The sequence below is a fragment of the Polaromonas sp. YR568 genome (genome assembly GCF_943369675.1).
Taxonomy (GTDB): domain Bacteria; phylum Pseudomonadota; class Gammaproteobacteria; order Burkholderiales; family Burkholderiaceae_C; genus Polaromonas.
The window spans coordinates 20,466-38,582 of the sequence record NZ_CALROB020000012.1 but is presented as its reverse complement, the minus strand read 5'-3'; the positions used below and the strand labels follow the sequence as shown (position 1 = coordinate 38,582).

Annotated in this window: 16 protein-coding genes and 1 pseudogene; 12 read left to right on the top strand and 5 right to left on the bottom strand. The window is 62.8% G+C overall.

What is annotated here, in order from left to right; all coding sequences use genetic code 11:
- Nucleotides 1–6: 6 nt before the first annotated feature.
- Both ACLV8F_RS08560 and yihA read right to left on the bottom strand, forming a co-directional pair.
- Nucleotides 7–918 (bottom strand): alpha/beta fold hydrolase, encoded by a 912-nt coding sequence (locus ACLV8F_RS08560; RefSeq protein WP_411883810.1) that lies wholly within the window; start codon nucleotides 916–918, stop codon nucleotides 7–9.
- A gap of 42 nt (nucleotides 919–960) precedes the next feature.
- A complete protein-coding gene (gene yihA, locus ACLV8F_RS08555) occupies nucleotides 961–1,689 on the bottom strand; it encodes a ribosome biogenesis GTP-binding protein YihA/YsxC (RefSeq protein ID WP_411883809.1) in 729 nt (242 codons plus the stop codon).
- Nucleotides 1,690–1,898: 209 nt separating this feature from the next.
- On the opposite strand from yihA, the gene ACLV8F_RS08550 reads away from it, so the two are divergent.
- From ACLV8F_RS08550 to ACLV8F_RS08530, 5 genes are all read left to right on the top strand, one after another.
- Nucleotides 1,899–2,570, top strand: coding sequence for a c-type cytochrome (locus tag ACLV8F_RS08550; protein ID WP_411883808.1), 672 nt, complete (start codon nucleotides 1,899–1,901; stop codon nucleotides 2,568–2,570).
- A 179-nt stretch (nucleotides 2,571–2,749) separates the two neighbouring features.
- Nucleotides 2,750–4,960 (top strand): cytochrome c biogenesis protein ResB, encoded by a 2,211-nt coding sequence (locus ACLV8F_RS08545; RefSeq protein WP_411883807.1) that lies wholly within the window; start codon nucleotides 2,750–2,752, stop codon nucleotides 4,958–4,960.
- Nucleotides 4,957–6,333 (top strand): c-type cytochrome biogenesis protein CcsB, encoded by a 1,377-nt coding sequence (gene ccsB / locus ACLV8F_RS08540; RefSeq protein WP_411883806.1) that lies wholly within the window; start codon nucleotides 4,957–4,959, stop codon nucleotides 6,331–6,333. Before ACLV8F_RS08545 ends, ccsB begins: the two co-directional genes overlap by 4 nt.
- Before the next feature lie 99 nt (nucleotides 6,334–6,432).
- Nucleotides 6,433–7,431 carry a protein-methionine-sulfoxide reductase catalytic subunit MsrP gene (msrP, locus tag ACLV8F_RS08535; RefSeq protein WP_411883805.1) on the top strand — a complete coding sequence of 333 codons (999 nt, stop codon included), beginning with the start codon at nucleotides 6,433–6,435 and terminating at the stop codon, nucleotides 7,429–7,431.
- Nucleotides 7,431–8,090 (top strand): sulfite oxidase heme-binding subunit YedZ, encoded by a 660-nt coding sequence (locus tag ACLV8F_RS08530; RefSeq protein ID WP_411883804.1) that lies wholly within the window; start codon nucleotides 7,431–7,433, stop codon nucleotides 8,088–8,090. The genes msrP and ACLV8F_RS08530 overlap by 1 nt, the downstream gene beginning before the upstream one ends.
- A 30-nt stretch (nucleotides 8,091–8,120) precedes the next feature.
- On the opposite strand, the gene lysA is transcribed toward ACLV8F_RS08530, so the two are convergent.
- Nucleotides 8,121–9,410, bottom strand: coding sequence for a diaminopimelate decarboxylase (gene lysA / locus ACLV8F_RS08525; RefSeq protein ID WP_411883803.1), 1,290 nt, complete (start codon nucleotides 9,408–9,410; stop codon nucleotides 8,121–8,123).
- A 134-nt stretch (nucleotides 9,411–9,544) separates the two neighbouring features.
- Here lysA and ACLV8F_RS08520 point away from each other — a divergent pair, with 134 nt between their 5' ends.
- Entirely contained in the window at nucleotides 9,545–9,700 is a 156-nt protein-coding gene (locus ACLV8F_RS08520) for a hypothetical protein (protein ID WP_411883867.1), read from the top strand.
- Between the two features lie 20 nt (nucleotides 9,701–9,720).
- On the opposite strand, the pseudogene ACLV8F_RS08515 reads toward ACLV8F_RS08520, so the two are convergent.
- A pseudogene (locus ACLV8F_RS08515) lies at nucleotides 9,721–9,816 on the bottom strand (hypothetical protein); the annotation flags it as partial.
- A gap of 12 nt (nucleotides 9,817–9,828) precedes the next feature.
- Here ACLV8F_RS08515 and cyaY point away from each other — a divergent pair.
- On the top strand, nucleotides 9,829–10,164 hold the full coding sequence (gene cyaY, locus ACLV8F_RS08510; protein ID WP_411883802.1) for an iron donor protein CyaY: 336 nt from the start codon (nucleotides 9,829–9,831) through the stop codon (nucleotides 10,162–10,164).
- Between the two features lie 69 nt (nucleotides 10,165–10,233).
- Here cyaY and ACLV8F_RS08505 read toward each other — a convergent pair whose 3' ends face one another.
- Entirely contained in the window at nucleotides 10,234–12,663 is a 2,430-nt protein-coding gene (locus tag ACLV8F_RS08505; protein ID WP_411883801.1) for a penicillin-binding protein 1A, read from the bottom strand.
- A gap of 268 nt (nucleotides 12,664–12,931) precedes the next feature.
- Here ACLV8F_RS08505 and ACLV8F_RS08500 point away from each other — a divergent pair, with 268 nt between their 5' ends.
- The 5 genes from ACLV8F_RS08500 to pilQ are packed head-to-tail and all read left to right on the top strand — an operon-like array spanning nucleotide 12,932 to nucleotide 17,978.
- Nucleotides 12,932–14,011 carry a pilus assembly protein PilM gene (locus ACLV8F_RS08500; protein ID WP_411883800.1) on the top strand — a complete coding sequence of 360 codons (1,080 nt, stop codon included), beginning with the start codon at nucleotides 12,932–12,934 and terminating at the stop codon, nucleotides 14,009–14,011.
- Nucleotides 14,008–14,625, top strand: a complete 618-nt coding sequence (locus tag ACLV8F_RS08495) for a PilN domain-containing protein (protein WP_411883866.1) — start codon at nucleotides 14,008–14,010, stop codon at nucleotides 14,623–14,625. The genes ACLV8F_RS08500 and ACLV8F_RS08495 overlap by 4 nt, the downstream gene beginning before the upstream one ends.
- Before the next feature lie 16 nt (nucleotides 14,626–14,641).
- Nucleotides 14,642–15,313: a type 4a pilus biogenesis protein PilO gene (locus ACLV8F_RS08490; protein WP_411883799.1), complete on the top strand. Its 672-nt coding sequence runs from the start codon at nucleotides 14,642–14,644 to the stop codon at nucleotides 15,311–15,313.
- Nucleotides 15,310–15,861: a pilus assembly protein PilP gene (locus ACLV8F_RS08485; RefSeq protein ID WP_411883798.1), complete on the top strand. Its 552-nt coding sequence runs from the start codon at nucleotides 15,310–15,312 to the stop codon at nucleotides 15,859–15,861. Before ACLV8F_RS08490 ends, ACLV8F_RS08485 begins: the two co-directional genes overlap by 4 nt.
- A complete protein-coding gene (pilQ, locus tag ACLV8F_RS08480; protein ID WP_411883797.1) occupies nucleotides 15,858–17,978 on the top strand; it encodes a type IV pilus secretin PilQ in 2,121 nt (706 codons plus the stop codon). The genes ACLV8F_RS08485 and pilQ overlap by 4 nt, the downstream gene beginning before the upstream one ends.
- Nucleotides 17,979–18,117: the final 139 nt, after the last annotated feature.

Genomic DNA, 18,117 nt, shown 5'->3' with positions numbered 1-18,117 from the left:
TGCCGGCTAACGCAAAAAATCCTGCAAGTACGCGGCCACAATCTGCGGCTGCTCGTGGACGATCCAGTGGGTTGCGCCCGCGATGCGGTGCAGCTCCATCCGCGGCACGTAGCCTTCCAGGCCATCGAGCAAGGCAGGCGGCAGGGCAATGTCGTCCAGGGCCCAGAGCACCAGCGCGGGCAAATGAACTTCCAGCATTTCGCGCGGAATCGTCACGGCCGCCGCGGCCGGATCGTTGTGCGGCGGGCCGGGCCGCGGCGGGCGCAGCGGCGAGGCGCGGTAGTAGTTGCAGGGCCCGGTCAGGCCCTGGCGCCAGATGGCGCGGTATTGTTCGCGCAGCGCATCGGTGAGCCAGGCATGCGGGCCGTCGACCGCGCCCATGTGGGTGAAAAACTCCCAGAGGCGGCGAAAATCGTCTTCGGCCAGCAGCGCCTCGGCGTCGGGGCGGATCAAAAAGTTCATGTAGGCGCTGGCATCCTGCTGCGCCGTCGACTGCTGCAGCTCGCGCAAAAAAGTGCCGGGGTGCGGGGAGTTGATGATGGCCAGCTTTTTCATCAGGGCCGGCTGGCCCGCCGCCAGGTTCCAGGCCACGGCGCCGCCCCAGTCGTGCGCAACCAGGCATTCGAGTTGCCCGCCTTCGAGCGCAATCAGCGCTGCGATGTCTTGCACCAGGTGTTTGGGCCGGTAAGCCGCGGGCTCGGCAGGTGCGCTGGATTGTTCAAAGCCGCGCAGGTTGGGCGCAACGCAGCGAAAGCCGCCGTTTTCGGGCTGGGCGAAATGCTCGAGCAGGCCGTCCCAGACAAAGGCGGCTTCCGGGAAACCATGCAGGAACATCAGCACGGGCCGGCCTTTGGCGCCGCTGGCGCGGCACGACAGGGTGATGCCGTGCGGCAAGGCCTGCAAACTGGTTTCGATCATGGCGCTACGCTTTCTGTCGATTGCCGGCAGCGCCGCCCGGTATCAATCGTTGATTTCGGGCAACTCTTCAGGCGCGGCCCTGGCGGGCTTGGCCGGCTTTTCCGCCGGATGCGCCCAGTCCCACAAATGCTGGGCAACTTCCTCGACGCCGCGGCGCTTCAGCGAAGAAAAGAGTTTGACGTCTCCGCCGCCGGCCTGCAGTCGCACAATGGACAGCGCCTTGGCCGCCTCGGTCTTGTTGAGCTTGTCGGATTTGGTCAGCAACACCAGGAATTTCAGGCCGTCCTCGACGCGCGGGCGTATCACGTCCAGCAGGATTTCGTCGAGTTCCGTCAGGCCCAGGCGCGGGTCGCACAGCAGCACCACGGCCTTGAGGTTGTCGCGCGTCTGCAAATAATTGCCCATCACCTGCTGCCAGCGGTATTTGGCTTCCTTGGGCACGGCCGCATAGCCGTAGCCCGGCAGGTCGGCCAGCACCGCGTCGGTTACCCCTTGCTTGCCGAGGCTGAACAGGTTGATGCTCTGCGTGCGGCCGGGCGTCTTGGAGGCAAAAGCCAGCCGGTGCTGTTGCGTCAGCGTGTTGATGCAGGTGGATTTACCCGCGTTGGAGCGGCCCACGAAGGCGATTTCCGGCACGTCGACGCGCGGCAGGTGCTTGAGTTCGGGCGCGGTGGTCAGGAATTTGGCCGTGTGCAGCCAGCCCATGGCGATCTTGGGATCGGGGGCGCCGGGCGCCGCGGGGGGCTGTTTGGGCGTGGAAGCTGAGGTCATGTCGGGCGGTCCCTGAAAGTCTGTTGCATGCCGGGGGTATGCGTGAAATGGGGCCAAAGCCTCTGTGGGCGGGGCTGCTGAGGCCCTTGGCCGGCAGGAAGCCGGTGGCGGCTTGCTGCGGCAAGACCCGAATAATCGGGGATGCCCAGAAGCCATTGTAAAATCAGAAAGTTATAAGTTTTGTGCGCCAACCAATTAAAACCCCCGATATGAAGCTGTTCGTTACTTCTCTCCTGGCCGCTTTGCTGGCCGTGCCTGCCGTGTCGTCGTTTGCCGCCGGCGAAGCCGCGCCCGCGCACGAGGCCGCCCCGGCCGCTGCTGCGGCCCCGGCCAAGGTTGCCAAGCCCGACCTGGTCAAAGGCGAGGCCAGCTTCACCGCCGTGTGCGCCAGCTGCCACGGCGCCGACGGCAATTCCGGCACACCCGCCAACCCCAAACTGGCGCAGCAGCACCCCGAATACCTGGTCAAGCAGCTGCAGGAGTTCAAATCCGGCAAGCGCAAGAACCCCATCATGCAAGGCTTCGCTTCGGCGCTGTCCGACGACGACATGAAAAACATAGCCTACTGGGCGACCTCGAAAAAAGCCAAGACCGGCTTCGCCAAGGACAAGGAACTGGTCGCCCTCGGTGAGCGCATCTACCGCGGCGGCGTGCAGGACCGCCAGATCGCCGCCTGCGCGGGCTGCCACAGCCCGACCGGCGCCGGCATCCCTTCGCAGTACCCGCGCCTGAGCGGCCAGCACGCCGACTACACCGTGACGCAGCTGACGGCCTTCCGCGACGGCGGCCGCAAGAACAGCGTGCCCATGGCCCAGGTCGCCGCCAAGCTGAACGACCGCGAAATCCGCGCGCTGGCCGACTACATCGCCGGCCTGCGCTGAGCCCGGGCCTGCCGGGAGGCGGGCCTTTTGTGCCGAAAGTACACGCAGGACGCCTGCCGTATTGAACCCAAGCCGCTAAAACCAATCACACCAAGGCGGGTCTTTCTGATGAAAGCCCGCCTTTTTTCTTTTTTCCCCTTGTCGGCTGCCCGCAGCCCGATTCCGGTTCCATTCAAAGCATGACAGTTTCCACCCAGGGTATGAAGGTCAATTGGGGCTCCCGCAGCTTGCGGGCGTCGGTGGAACTGCTGTCGTCCATGCGGTTTTCCATCTCGCTGCTGACGGTCATTTGCATCGCCTCCATCATCGGCACCGTGCTCAAGCAGGCGGAGCCGCTGGGCAACTACGTGAACCAGTTCGGCCCGTTCTGGGCGCAGGCCTTCAGCCTGCTGAGCCTGAACACCATCTACAGCGCCTGGTGGTTTTTGCTGATCCTGGCCTTCCTGGTCATTTCCACCTCGCTGTGCATCGCGCGCAACGCGCCCAAAATCCTGGCGGACCTGAACCAGCTCAAGGAAAACGTCCGCGAGCAAAGCCTCAAGGCCTTCGGCCACCGCGCCGAGGCCGCACTGGCCGAAGCGCCTGAAACCGCCGCGCGCCGCATCGGCCAGACGCTGGTGCAAAGCGGCTGGAAGGTCAAGCTGCAGCAGCGCCAGACGCCCCAAGGCGGCGGCTGGATGGTGGCTGCCAAGAAGGGCTCGGCCAACAAGCTGGGTTATATCGCGGCGCACAGCGCCATCGTGCTGGTGTGCATCGGCGGCCTGCTGGACGGCGACATGGTCGTGCGCGCGCAGATGTGGCTCAACGGCAAATCCATCTACACCGGCGGCGGCCTGATCGCCGACGTGCCGGCGCAATACCGCCTGAGCGACAGCAACCCGACTTTCCGCGCCAACCTGCTGGTGGCCGAAGGCACGCAGGCCAGCACCGCCATCCTGAACCAGCCCGGCGGCGTGCTGCTGCAGGAACTGCCGTTTTCCATCGAGCTGAAGAAGTTCATCGTCGAGTACTACTCGACCGGCATGCCCAAGCTGTTTGCCAGCGACATCATCATCCACGACAAGGAAACCGGCGAAAAAATCCCGGCGCGCGTGGAGGTCAACCACCCGGCCCGCCACAGGGGCGTCGAGATCTACCAGTCGAGTTTTGACGACGGCGGCTCCAGCGTCACGCTCAAGGCCATTCCCATGGCGGCGGCCAGCAAGCCGTTTGAAATCCAGGGCACGATAGGCGGCACCAGCAGCCTGACCAACGGGCAGGGCGAGGGCGCCGAAAAACTGACGCTCGAATACACGGCGCTGCGCGTCATCAATGTGGAAAATTTCGCCTCGGGCGGCAGCATGGGCGGCTCGGGCGCCGACGTGCGCAAGGTCGACCTGCACCAGGCCATCGATTCGCGCCTGGGCGCGGCCAACAAGACGGTGACGCAAAAAGAATTGCGCAACGTCGGCCCCAGCGTGAGCTACAAGCTGCGCGACTCGGCCGGGCAGGCCCGCGAGTTCCACAACTACATGCTGCCGGTCAAGACCGACCAGGACGAAAACAGCCCGGCCGTGTACCTGATGGGCGTGCGCGAAACACCGTCGGCGCCCTTCCAGTACCTGCGCATTCCGGTCGACACCGAAGGCGGCATGGAAAGCTTTTTGCGCCTGCGCGCCGCGCTGGCCGACCCGGCCCAGCGCGAACTGGCCGTCAGGCGCTACGCCAGCCAGGCCATAGGCCGCGACCGGCCTGAACTGGCGCAGCAGCTCGCGGCCTCCGCTTCGCGCGCGCTGGCGCTGTTTGCCGGCAGCGGCGCTGACGCGGCGGCGGCCGGCGGCGGCAACGGCAAGGCCGCCGGCCTGCAGGCGATTTCAGATTTCATGGAAGCCAACGTGCCCGAGGCCGAACGCAACCGCGCCGGCGAGGTGCTGGTGCGCATCCTCAACGGCGCGCTGTTCGAGCTGGCCCAGATGACGCGCGAGCAAGCCGGGCTCAAGCCCATGGCGCAGGACGAAAAGACACTGGGCTTCATGTCGCAGATGGTGCTGAGCCTGTCGGACGCTCATTTCTATCCCGCGCCCATGGCCTTTGAACTCAAGGATTTCACGCAGGTCCAGGCCAGCGTGTTCCAGGTGGCGCGCGCGCCGGGCAAAACCATTGTGTACCTGGGCTGCGCCTTCCTCATTCTGGGCGTGTTCGCCATGCTTTATGTGCGTGAGCGCCGCGTCTGGGTCTGGCTGGCGCCGCGTCTACCCCTGGGACAAGGAGCTCCCGCTGAGGGGGATTCGGTGTCAGAATCGGCGGCGAACAGCCAGGCCACCATGGCTTTGTCGACCAACCGCAAGACCATGGATGGCGACAAGGAATTCGAGATGTTGAAAACAAAACTGTTGCAGGGTCCTGTATGAATACCTCCACGATCAACACCACGGCGGTGAACACCACCACGCTCAAGGCCGGCGGCGACAGCACGCTGAGCCTCAACGAAGGCTATTTCGCCAAGCGCAATGTGCTGGACTGGGTGTTTGCGGCGCTGGTCGCCGGCGGCTTCCTTTATGCCTTCTTCCGCTACGGCGCCTTCATGGACGTCTACGAAAAAGGCATCCTGCTGGCCGCCATTCCGGCCGCCATCGCGATGGGCTGGTTCTGGCGGCCGCTGCGTGTGCTGATGGTGGTGGTGAGCGCCTTCGCGCTGCTGGGCATCGCCTCCTACCAGGGCGACCTGGCGCGCGCCGAGCAGGTGTTCTGGCTCAAGTATTTCCTTTCCAGCCAGTCGGCCATTTTGTGGATGAGCGTGCTGTTCTTCATGAGCACGATTTTTTACTGGCTCGGCATGTTCGCCAAAAGCCAGAGCAGCACGCTGGAGTCGCTGGGCTCGAAAATCGCCTGGGTGGCCGTCGGCATGGCGTTGATCGGCACGCTGGTGCGCTGGTACGAAAGCTACCTGATTGGCGCCGACGTCGGCCATATTCCCGTCAGCAACCTGTACGAGGTCTTCGTGCTGTTCTGCTGGATGACGGCCGCCTTCTACCTCTACTTCGAATCGCAGTACAACACCCGCGCGCTGGGCGCCTTTGTGATGCTGGTGGTCAGCGCCGCGGTCGGCTTCTTGCTCTGGTACACCGTGGTGCGCGAAGCCCATGAAATCCAGCCGCTGGTGCCCGCCCTCAAAAGCTGGTGGATGAAGCTGCACGTGCCGGCCAACTTCATCGGCTACGGCATGTTCTCGCTGGCCGCCATGGTGTCGCTGTCTTACCTGATCAAACAGCAGGCCGACGAAACGCGCTGGCACCGGCTCACGCCGCTGTGGCTGCTGGGCGTGGTGCTGTGCTTTGTGCCCATCGTGTTTCGCAGCAAGTCGCCGGCCGAAGTGGGCGGCAGCTACTACTGGGTGGGTTACCTGGCGGTGTCGGGGCTGATCGCCGCCGGCATCCTGCTGGGCCGCAAGCGCATCGCCGCGCGCCTGCCCAGTTTTGAAGTGCTGGACGACGTGATGTACAAGGCGATCGCCGTCGGCTTTGCCTTCTTCACCATCGCCACGGTGCTGGGCGCCTTGTGGGCGGCCGAGGCCTGGGGCGGCTACTGGAGCTGGGACCCCAAGGAAACCTGGGCGCTGATCGTCTGGCTCAATTACGCCGCCTGGCTGCACATGCGGCTCATGAAAGGCCTGCGCGGCACGGTCGCCGCCTGGTGGGCCCTGGTGGGGCTGGCGGTCACCTCGTTTGCCTTCCTGGGCGTCAACATGTTCCTCTCGGGACTGCACAGCTACGGAACCTTGTAGCCGCCGGCGAGTCTTTGTTAAAGCCCCTGGCTGAATCCCTGTAAGAACTTGCTGCGTATTCAGACTAACACCTAACAACGGATATTCAAGGACGCCCCCATGCTCATCAAGACCCACGCCAGCGGTTTCGACCATCCCGTTCCCAGCGAGATCACGCCGCAAGGCATTTACCACGGCCGCCGCGACCTGATCAAGCTGATGGCCACGGGCGCCGCCGGTGCCGCGATGGCCAGCTGGGCGGGACGCCAGGCCATGGCGCAGACGGTGCAAAAGCCCGGCAAGCTGGCGGCGCTGCCCGGCGGCAAGTCGGCGGTGGCCGGCGCGGTGACCATGGAAAAGATCACCGACTACAAAGACGTCACCACCTACAACAACTACTACGAGTTCGGCGTCGACAAGGCCGAGCCCGCCAAGAATGCCCACACGCTGGTGACCAAACCCTGGTCGGTCGCCGTCGAGGGCCTGGTCAAGCAGCCGAAAACCTTCACGCTGGAAGACCTTGTCAAGCTGGCGCCGCAGGAAGAGCGCATTTACCGCTTGCGCTGTGTGGAGGGCTGGTCCATGGTGATTCCCTGGGTCGGCTATTCGCTGTCCGAACTGATCAAGAAGGTCGAGCCGCTGGGCAATGCCAAGTACGTCGAGTTCATCACCCTGGCCGACCCCAAGACCATGCCTTTCGTCGGTTCGCGCGTGCTGGACTGGCCCTATGTGGAAGCCTTGCGCATGGACGAAGCCATGCACCCCCTGGCGCTGCTGGCTTTCGGCATGTACGGTGAGGTGCTGCCCAACCAGAACGGCGCACCGGTGCGCATGGTGCTTCCGTGGAAGTACGGCTTCAAGAGCGGCAAGAGCATCGTCAAGATCCGCTTCACCGACAAGGAGCCGCGCACGGCCTGGAACAAGGCCGCGGCGCAGGAATACGGTTTTTATTCGAACGTGAACCCCAACGTGGACCACCCGCGCTGGAGCCAGGAAACCGAACGCCGCATCGGCGAGGACGGCCTGTTCGCCAAGAAGCGCAAGACCCTGATGTTCAACGGCTATGAAGCCCAGGTGGGCCAGCTCTACGCCGGCATGGATCTCAAGAAGAACTTCTGATGGCCACGCTCAAGGCGGCAACGCAGAAGTGCTTGCTGCATCCGGCCGCCAAGCCGGTGTTGTTCATCATCTGCCTGCTGCCGTTCGCCTGGCTGTTCTACGGCGCTTTCACCAACCAGCTGGGCGCCAACCCGGCCGAAGCCTTGATACGCGCCACGGGCGACTGGACGCTGCGGTTCATCTGCATCGTGCTGGCGGTGACGCCGCTTCGCGTCATCAGCGGCATACCGGCGCTGGCGCGCTTTCGGCGCATGCTGGGTTTGTTCGTGTATTTTTACGTCGTCATCCACTTGTTGAGCTACAGCGGCTTCGACATGGGCTTTGATGTGGCCGACATCGCCAAGGACATCGCCAAGCGGCCTTTCATCCTGGTGGGGTTCCTGGCTTTTGTGCTGCTGACGCCGCTGGCGGCGACGTCCTTCAACGCCGCGATCAAGGCCATGGGCGCCAAGCGCTGGCAGTGGCTGCACAAGCTGGTCTACCTCATTGCGGGCCTGGGGCTGCTGCATTTTTTCTGGATGCGGGCCGGCAAGAACAATTTCGCCGAGGTGTTTGTCTATGCGGCGATCGTTGCGGTGCTGCTGGGCTGGCGTGTGCAGCAGTTCATCAGGAAAAAGAAGCTGCAGCCCGCTTACGGCGTGCGCGGCAAGCTGTCCTAGCGGCAGCCGCCGGCCGGCTGGGCTCCGGCCTCAGCCCTTGACCAGCAGTTCCTGCCGCATCTGGTCTTCCACGGTTTCGCGGCGGCGAATCAGGTGCACCTGGTCGCCGTCGACCAGCAGTTCGGCCGCGCGGCCGCGCGTGTTGTAGTTGCTGGACATGCTCATGCAATAGGCGCCCGCCGACATCACGGCCAACTGGTCGCCGGCCACCACGCTCAGCGCGCGGTCGCGGCCTATCCAGTCGCCGCTTTCGCAGACCGGCCCGACCACGTCGTACGTCATTTCGGCCGCGCCCTTTGTGGCGGCAGCCGTCACCGGGACGATGGCGTGGAAGGCCTGGTACATCGCGGGGCGCGGCAGGTCGTTCATGGCCGCGTCGATGATGCAGAAGTTCTTGTGCTCGCCGGGTTTGACGTAGAGCACTTCCGTCAGGCACACGCCGGCATTGCCGACCAGCGAACGGCCGGGTTCTATCATCAGCTTCTTGCCGCCGTAGCCGTGCGCGTCCAGCCGCGCCAGCAATTGCCGCCACAGCGCATCGGCCTCGGGCGGGGTGTCGTTGTTGTAGTTGATGCCCAGGCCGCCGCCGAAGTCGATGTGTTCCAGCGTGATGCCGGCGGCTTCAATGGCGGCCACCAGGTCCAGCACCCGGTCCATGGCGTCGAGGTAGGGCGTGGCGTCGGTGATTTGCGAGCCGATGTGGCAGTCGATGCCGACGACGCGCAGGCCCTTGAGCGATGCCGCATGCTGGTAGATGCGCAGCGCGTCTTCATGCGCGACACCGAACTTGTTGTCCTTCAGGCCGGTGGAAATATAGGGGTGGGTCTTGGGGTCCACATTCGGGTTGACGCGGATGCTGACGGGCGCGCGCAGTTGCAGGGCCAGCGCGACTTCCGATAGCACGTCGAGTTCGGCTTCGCTTTCGACGTTGAAGCAGCCTATGCCGGCAGCCAGCGCCTTGCGCATTTCGGTGCGGGTTTTGCCCACGCCCGAGAAAATGACCTTGCCGGCCTCGCCGCCCGCGGCCAGCACGCGGTCCAGTTCCCCGCCCGAGACAATGTCAAAGCCGCAGCCTGCGCGGGCGAACACCTGCAGCACGCCCAGCGAGGAGTTGGCCTTCATGGCGTAGCAGATCTGCGCATGGCGCCCGGCAAAGCCGCGCTGGTAGGCGGCCAAGGCGGAGAGCATGGCCGCTTTGGAATACACGAAGAGTGGCGTGCCGTGCGCGGCGGCGAGTTCGCGCAGGTTGACGTTCTCGGCAAAGAGTTCGCCCTCGCGGCAAGCGAAATGGGGATGGCCGGGGAGGGATGGGCGGGTCATGGGTAGTGGGCAGGCTGTGAGTGCGAAGGGTTCGACGTATCTTAAGAAGCGCGCGGCATGCGCGCCATGGCCGATTCAAGGTGACTGTCCGCCGCCGCCTTGAATTTGAAGGTTCAGGCCGGGGAGGACGAACGTTGGGACGGAATCAACGGGCGGCGGATGCCGGCAAGACCGGCACAGGCGGCACGACGGCCGCATCGTCCGGCGCTGCCGGAAGCGTGGTGGCGGGAGGGGTGGTCAGGGACGGCAAGGCCGGCGCGCCGGGAACTCTGGGCGGCACCGGAAAATAAAGAGGGCCTTTTTGGCCGCAACCGGCCAGCAGGGCGGCAGCGGCCACAATCGCGACAAGGCCATGCCGTAAGGCGGGATTGCGGGCGCGACCTAAAATTTGAGCTGAAGAAACCATAACGGGATTGTAATGACGGACCTTGAATACCAGGATTTGGCCGAGCGCGCGCTCCAGGCGGTGGAGGCCGCCTGCGACCGGATCAACGATGAAACCGATGCGGACATCGACAACCAGCGAACCGGCGGCATGGTCACGCTCACCTTTTCCAACCGCAGCCAGATCATCATCAACCTGCAAAAACCCCTGCAGGAAATCTGGATGGCGGCAAAGGCCGGCGGGTTTCACTACAAATTCAGCGGCGGTCGCTGGGCCGACACCAAGGACTCCAGCGAGTTTTTTGCCAACCTGTCGCGTTATGCCAGCGAGCAGGCGGGCCAGCCGCTGGTGTTCAAGGCCCAGGCCTGAAGCCGATTCGCTGCCGGAAATGAAAAACGGCCCTCAGGGGCCGTTTTTTATGGGCAACCCACCTTCGGGTCAATTCTTGAACAGGTCCAGGATGCGCTTTTTCTCGTCCGAAGGCGGCAGCACCTGGATGGGGCCGCCCGGCGCGGCCGGGCCGGCGGGCTGGCCCGCATTGGCGGCCGCCGGATCCTGCTGAACGCCCACGGTGCTGACACCGGAGCCGCGGGCGTACTCGCTGTAATACCACTCGCCTCCCACGTTGACGACGCCTTCGGGCGGCGGGTATTCGGCGACCGGCACGCCCTTGAGGGCGTATTCCATGAAGTTGATCCAGATCGGCAGGCTCAGGCCGCCGCCGGTTTCGCGGTCGCCGAGCTTCTTCGGGGTGTCGTAGCCCATCCAGACCGCCGCCGTCAGCGTGGGCTGGAAACCCACGAACCAGGTGTCGATGGAGTCATTGGTCGTACCGGTCTTGCCGAAGAGGTCGGGCCGCTTGAGGGTGGCCTGTGCCCTGGCCGCCGTGCCGGAACGCGCCACTTCCTGCAGCAGGCTGTCCATGATGAAGGCGTTGCGCGCATCTATGCCCCGCATGGATTCGTCCAGCGCGGGCGGCTTGGTATCGAGCAGAACCTTGCCGCGCTGGTCGGTGATCTTGCTGACCAGGTAAGGATTGACGCGGTAGCCGCCGTTGGCGAACACGGAGTAGGCGGTGGCCATCTGCATCGGCGTCACCGAGCCGGCGCCCAGCGCCATGGTGAGGTAGGCCGGGTGTTTTTCCGCCTCGAAGCCGAAGTGGGTGATCCAGTCCTGGGCGTAGGGCGCACCTATGGCCTGCAGGATGCGGATGGAAATCATGTTCTTGGATTTCTTCAGGCCGGTGCGCAGGCTCATGGGGCCGTCGAAGGTGCCGTCGTAGTTCTTCGGCTCCCAGGGTTGGCCGCCCGTCACCCCGGCGTCGAAGAACAAAGGTGCGTCGTTGACCACGGTGGCGGGGGTGAAGCCCTTTTCCAGCGCGGCCGAGTAGATAAAGGGCTTGAAGCTGGAGCCGGGCTGGCGCCAGGCCTGGGTCACGTGGTTGAACTTGTTTTTCTCGAAGTCAAAGCCGCCCACCAGCGCGCGTATTGAGCCGTCGCGCGGGTCCAGCGCCACAAAAGCGCCTTCGACCTCGGGCAACTGGGTGATTTCCCAGGTGTTTTTCGGTGTTTTCGCGACGCGGATCAGGGCGCCCCGGCGGATCTTGATGTTGGGGCCGGCCTTGTCGGCCAGGCCGGACTGCGCGGGTTTGAGGCCGTCGCCGGTGATCTCGACCGTTTCGCTGTTCTGGCGCAGGGCCAGGATGCGCTTGGGATTGGCTTCCAGCACCACGGCCGACATCACGTCGCCGTTGTCGGGGTTGTCGGTCAGCGCATCGTCGATCGCGTCTTCGGTTTCCTGCGGGTTGGCAGGCAGGTCGATGAATTTCTCGGGGCCGCGGTAGATCTGGCGGCGTTCGTAATCCATGATCCCCTTGCGCAGCGCTTTGTAGGCCACGGTCTGGTCGGTGGAGCGCAGGGTGGTGTAAACATTCAGGCCGCGGGTGTAGGTTTCGTCGCCGTACTGGTTGTAGACCAGCTGGCGCACGGTCTCGGCCACATATTCGGCGTGCACCCGGCCCGCGTCGGGCCCGGTTTTGACCTTGAGTTCTTCTTCCTTGGCGGATTTGGCCTGCTCGGCCGTGATAAAGCCGTTTTCCTCCATGCGCTCGATGATGTAGAGCTGGCGGGCCCGGGCGCGCTTGGGGTTGATGATGGGGTTGTAGGCCGAAGGCGCCTTGGGCAGGCCGGCCAGCATGGCGGCTTCCGCAATCGAAATGTTCTTCAGGGGCTTGCCGAAATAGGCTTCCGACGCTGCGGCAAAGCCGTACGCCCGGTTGCCCAGGAAGATCTGGTTCATATAGATCTCAAGGATCTGGTCCTTGGTCAGCATATGTTCCAGCTTGAAGGTCAGCAGGATTTCATAAATCTTGCGGGTGTAGCTTTTTTCCGCCGAGAGGTACACATTGCGCGCCACCTGCATGGTGATGGTGGAGGCGCCCTGGCTCTTGGCGCGGCCCACGTTGGCAAAGCCCGCGCGGATCACGCCCAGGTAATCGACGCCGCCGTGGGAGAAGAAGCGCGCATCCTCGATGGCGAGCACGGCGTCCTTCATGACTTGCGGGATGTCCTTGATGGGCGTCAGGCTGCGGCGCTCCTCGCCGAATTCGCCGATGACCACGCCGTCGGCGGAGAAAACACGAAGCGGAAGCTTGGGCCGGTAATCGACCAGGTCGGAGATGTCGGGCAGGTTGGGGTAGGCGACCGACAGGGCGACGGCCACGAACAGCAGGACGCAGGCGACGCCGGCCAGCAACAGCCCCACGCTCCATAAAAGGAACTTGACCAGCCAGCGCGGCAGCCAGGAACTGGTGGGGCTGCGCTTGGCCGGGCCGGGAGGTGAATCAGGAGAGGTTGGCGTGGAGGGCATGTAGGCAATCGTAAAGTCGCGTCACTATTATAAAAATCCTGGAAACCGGGGCGCACCGGGTTGACGGCGAAGCGCCACATTTTTACGTTTGCAGACGTTGTTTTGCCCGGGTCTGTCCGCCTGCGGACAATTGCAAGCGTCGGCTTTTGACAACGCTCTGGATGTCCAAAACAGGAAAAATCCTTACTGCACAAAGAGCTTACTGCTACTATTCAAGTGATTTCTTAAGTATGCAGGGCTACATATTAGCCGTCATTTGGGGACTGCTTTGATCTCTCTGGGATCGTTATTCAACCGCCAACAACCCGCATTGCTGGGTTTGGATATCAGTTCGTCCAGCGTCAAGCTGGTGGAGTTGAGCCGTGACAAGGCCGGCAACCTGGTGCTGGATCGCTGCGCGATCGAGCCCCTGGAGCGCGGCTGGATCACCGACGGCAATGTCGAAAAATTCGACGAAGTCGCCGAAGCTGTGCGCCGCCTGGTCAAAAAGAGCGGCACCCGGACCAAAAATGTCGCCATGGCGTTGCCCGCTTCCGCGGTCATCACCAAAAAAATCATCCTGCCCGGCGGCATGACGGACGCCGAACTCGAAATCCAGGTCGAGTCGGAAGCCAATCAATACATTCCCTTTTCCCTGGATGAAGTCAGCCTTGACTTCTGCGTGGTAGGTCCCAGCGCCACCTCCAGCGGCGACGTCGAGGTGCTGATCGCCGCCTCGCGCAAGGAAAAAGTGCAAGACCGGCAAGGCTTGGCCGAGGCCGCGGGCCTCAAGCCCATCGTGGTTGACGTGGAGTCCTACGCTTCACGTCTGGCAACCGCCCGCCTGGTCGAAAACCTGCCCAATAAAGGGGTGGACACCATGGTCGCCCTGTTTGAGGTGGGCGCTTTGACGACCAGCATGCAGGTCATCAGGAACGACGAGGTGCTGTACGAGCGCGACCAGGCCTTTGGCGGTGCGCAGCTGACGCAGCTGATCGTGCGCCAGTACGGGTTTTCGCCGGAAGAGGCGGAAAGCAAGAAACGCAGCGGTGATTTGCCGGAAGACTACGGCTCCGGCGTGCTGAAACCCTTCGTGGAAAGCATGGCCCAGGAAATCGGCCGCGCACTCCAGTTCTTCTTTACCAGCACTCCGCACAACAAGGTGGACTACGTCATGCTGGCCGGCGGTTCGTCCGCCCTGCCCGGGCTGACCGACTCCGTCACGCAGCAAACCTCGTTTGCCTGCCTCCTGGCCAATCCTTTCGAGGGTATGGAACTGGGTGACAGTGTGCGGGAAAAGAAAATGCGCCGTGAGGCATCGTCTTACCTGACCTCGTGTGGTCTGGCCTTGCGGAGGTTCCTGCAGTGATTCTCGTCAATCTGCTCCCGCACCGCGAAGCTGCGCGCAAGCGCAGGCGGGAAATGTTTTTTGCGACGCTTGGCGTGGCGGCCCTGGTTGGCGGCCTGATTTGCGGTGCCGTGTACTCCTGGTACCTGGCCCAGATTGAAGGCCAGCGAAGCAAGAACACCTTCCTGGCAACGGAGATCAAGCGCCTGGAAGGGCAAATCAAGGACATTGCCGCGCTGCAGGAGGAAATTGCCGCGCTGAGGGCGCGCCAGAACGCGGTGGAAGATCTGCAGGGCAACCGGAATTTGCCGGTCTATCTGCTCAGCGAACTGGTCAAACAGCTGCCTGATGGCGTGTACATCAACAGCATGAGGCAGGTTAACCAGTCGGTGCTGATCAGCGGCGTGGCCCAATCCAACGAACGGGTTTCCGAGCTTTTGCGCAATCTGGGCAACAACAGTCCCTGGTTGACCAAGCCCGAACTGGTTGAAATCACCGCCGGCACGGTGGCGCTGACCCAGCGCGACCAGCGGCGGGTGTCCAATTTTTCCATGCGCATTGGTCTGAAGCGTGCCAGTGAGCCGAAAGCGGCCGGATCCGCGCCGGCTGGCACGGCGCCTGCGGCCAAGACCTGAAACGGGCTGAACGATCATGGCAAAAACCCCTAACGTCTCCGTCGATTTTTCGGCGGTCCAAAACAGCTTGAAGGCCCAGTTCAGCGGGCTCGACCCGAATGACCCGCCCTCCTGGCCGGCGCTTCCGCGTTATCTCCTGTGCGTCGCCGTCACGATTGCCGTGGTAGTCGCGCTGTGGTTTGTGTGGTTGAGCGCCTCAGACGAGGAACTCGTGGCCGAGCAGGCCAAGGAAGTTAAGTTGAGGGAAGACTACAAGAAGAAACTGGTGCAGGCGGTCAACCTGGACGCGTTGAAAAAACAACGCGAGCAGGTCCAGCAGTATGTGACCCAACTCGAGAAGCAGCTTCCCAGCAAAGCCGAAATGGACGCGCTACTGTCCGACATCAACCAAGCCGGCCTGGGCCGCAGCCTGCAGTTTGAACTGTTCCGGCCGGGGCAAGTCAGCGTCAGGGAGTACTACGCTGAATTGCCGATCGCTGTCCGCGTCACCGGGCGTTATCACGATATAGGTGCTTTTGCGGCCGATATCGCCAACCTTTCCCGCATCGTTACCTTGAACAACCTGACCCTGGTTCCTGGCAAGGACGGCAATCTCACCATGGACACCACGGCCAAGACTTTCCGCTATCTCGACACCGAAGAAGTGGCACTGCAGCGCAAGAACGCGCCCAAAGGAGCCAAAAAATGAGATTTTCCGGTTATGCGCTCACGGGGAGCCTCATGGTGATGTCGCTCGGATTGGCCGGTTGCGGTTCGTCCGGCCAGGAAGAGTTGCAGCAGTGGATGACGGAACAGCGTAACGCGATCCGGCCTCGGGTGGACCCTCTTCCGGAGCCTACCAAATTTTCGCCGCAAGCCTATACCCAGGAAGGCTCCATCGAACCTTTCAGCAACCAGAAACTGACCCAGGCGCTCAAGCGCGACTCCAACCAGGCGACATCCAATGCGGCGCTGATAGCGCCGGAGCTGAGCCGGCGCAAGGAGCCCCTGGAGGCTTATCCTCTTGACGCGACGTTCATGGTCGGGAGCTTGATCAAGGTGGGCCAGCCGGTGGCGCTGGTGAAGGTTGATAACCTGATTTACCAGGTGCGGGCCGGCAACTACCTTGGACAGAATTACGGCCGTATCACGAAGGTGACCGAAACGAGCGTTGCACTGCGTGAAATCGTGCAGGATGCCGCGGGTGAATGGATTGAGCGGACGGCGACTTTACAGCTTTTAGAGGGATCAAAATGAACAAGCAGACATGGGCATTTGAGGCAGAGGGTACGGGAGGCGGCCTGAAGCGTTTGCTTGAACGTGTGTTGCGCGGCGCTTCGTTGAGCATGGTGCTGTCATTGCTGGCGGCAACACTGCCGGCAACCGCCCAAGCGCAAAATTCGATCCAATCGGTGACTGGCTCTGTTCAGGGCGGCTCCGAGATCATCCGCATCGATCTGGCCGAGCCTCTTGCCGCCGTTCCCACCGGATTCAGCATCCAGGCGCCTGCGCGCATTGCCCTTGACTTTCCCGGTGTCAGCAATGCCATGGGGCGTTCGGCACTGGACATGAACCTTGGAAACCTGCGGTCTGCAAACGTGGTTCAAGCCGGGGAGCGGACCCGGGTGGTGCTCAATCTCAAGGCGCCATCGACCTACAAGGCCGAAATACAGGGCAAGTCACTGGTGATCACGCTGGATTCTTCCGCTGCCGCGGCATCAATGCCTGCGCCGGTCCAGGTATTTGCGGAAAGCCGCAACCGCGATGTCCTGCCGCTCAAGGATATCGACTTCCGCCGTGGAACCGACAGTGCCGGGCGTATCGTCGTCGGCCTGACTAACAACGAAGTGGGTGTTGACATCCGCCAGCAGGGCCAGACCCTGGTGGTTGAATTCCTGAAGACGGCCTTGCCCGAAGGCTTGCGCCGCCGGCTTGACGTGGCGGATTTCGGCACGCCGGTGCAAACCGTGACGACCTTCCAGACAGGCGACAAAGTCCGGATGGTGGTGGAGCCCAAAGGCGCCTGGGAGCACAGTGCCTACCAGAGCGACAACCAGTTTGTCCTCGAGGTTCGTCCCCAGAAGATCGACCCGACCAAATTGACGCAAGGGCCGGGCTACAGCGGTGAGAAGCTGTCACTGAATTTTCAGAACATCGAAATTCGCTCGCTTTTGCAGGTCATTGCCGATTTCACGAACTTCAACATCGTCACTTCCGATTCTGTGACAGGTAGCGTCACGCTGAGGTTGAAGGACGTGCCGTGGGACCAGGCGCTGGATATCATTTTGCAGTCCAAGGGCCTGGGCATGCGGAAAAACGGCAATGTGCTGGTAATTGCGCCCAAGGACGAATTGGCCGCCAAGGACAAGCTGGAGCTGGAGTCCCGCAACGCCATACAGAATCTTGAAGCCGTCCGGACGCAGTCCTTCCAGATCAATTACGCCAAAGCCGCGGATATTGCAACCCAGCTCAGCGCGGCCGGCACGGGGCCCGCCAGCGCCCGCATCCTGTCCAGCCGGGGCAGCGTCATCGCCGAAGCGCGGACCAACCAACTTTTCGTGACCGACATCCCGTCCAAGCTCGAGCAGGTTCAAGGCCTGATCGCCAAACTCGACGTGGCGGTGCGCCAGGTGTTGATTGAGGCGCGGATTGTTGAGGCGGCGGATACATTCGGGAAGTCGCTGGGCGTGCGGCTCGGTGGGCAGCCCTTTAACCAAAACACCAATACGGCGTTCGGCGGCTCCTACAATGCGACGACGGCGGGTACCAACGCCGGCCAATTCCTGAACCTGCCGGCGGTGGGGCAGAACGGCTTCTCGGCGGCCACGTTTGCCGTCTCCTTGTTCAACGCCGCCAAGACGCGATTCCTCAACCTTGAGATTTCCGCATCTGAAGCGGACGGCAAGACCAAGATCGTGTCGAGCCCGCGGGTTGTCACGGCGGACCAGGTGAAGGCGCTGATCGAGCAGGGCACGGAATTGCCCTACCAGCAGGCCACTTCCAGCGGCGCGACCTCCATCGCCTTCCGCAAGGCCAACCTGAAACTTGAGGTCACGCCGCAGATCACGCCCGAGGGCAACATCATCCTGAACGTCGATGTGAACAAAGACAGCGTGGGCCGCGAGACTTCCAATGGTTTTGCGATCGATACCAAGCACATCCAGACGCAGGTGCTGGTGGAAAACGGCGGAACGGTCGTGATCGGCGGTATTTTTGAACAGAATGACCGCGACAACGTCACCAAGGTTCCGCTCCTCGGCGACTTGCCTGGTGTGGGCAATCTCTTCAAACAGACGACCCGCTCCTCGACCAAGTCCGAAATGCTGGTGTTCATCACGCCCAAGATGCTGACCAACGGATCTGCGCTTCGTTGAGCTTGCGCAGGCCGGGGCCGCCGTGAGGCGGGGCCGGTCTGGTGCGAGAATACAGGTAGTGACAGGCCCTTTGGGGCCTGTCGCGTTTGTGACGCCGGCTTTTCTTTCTTCCGTTCCTATTCACGCATCCGGGGCAAAT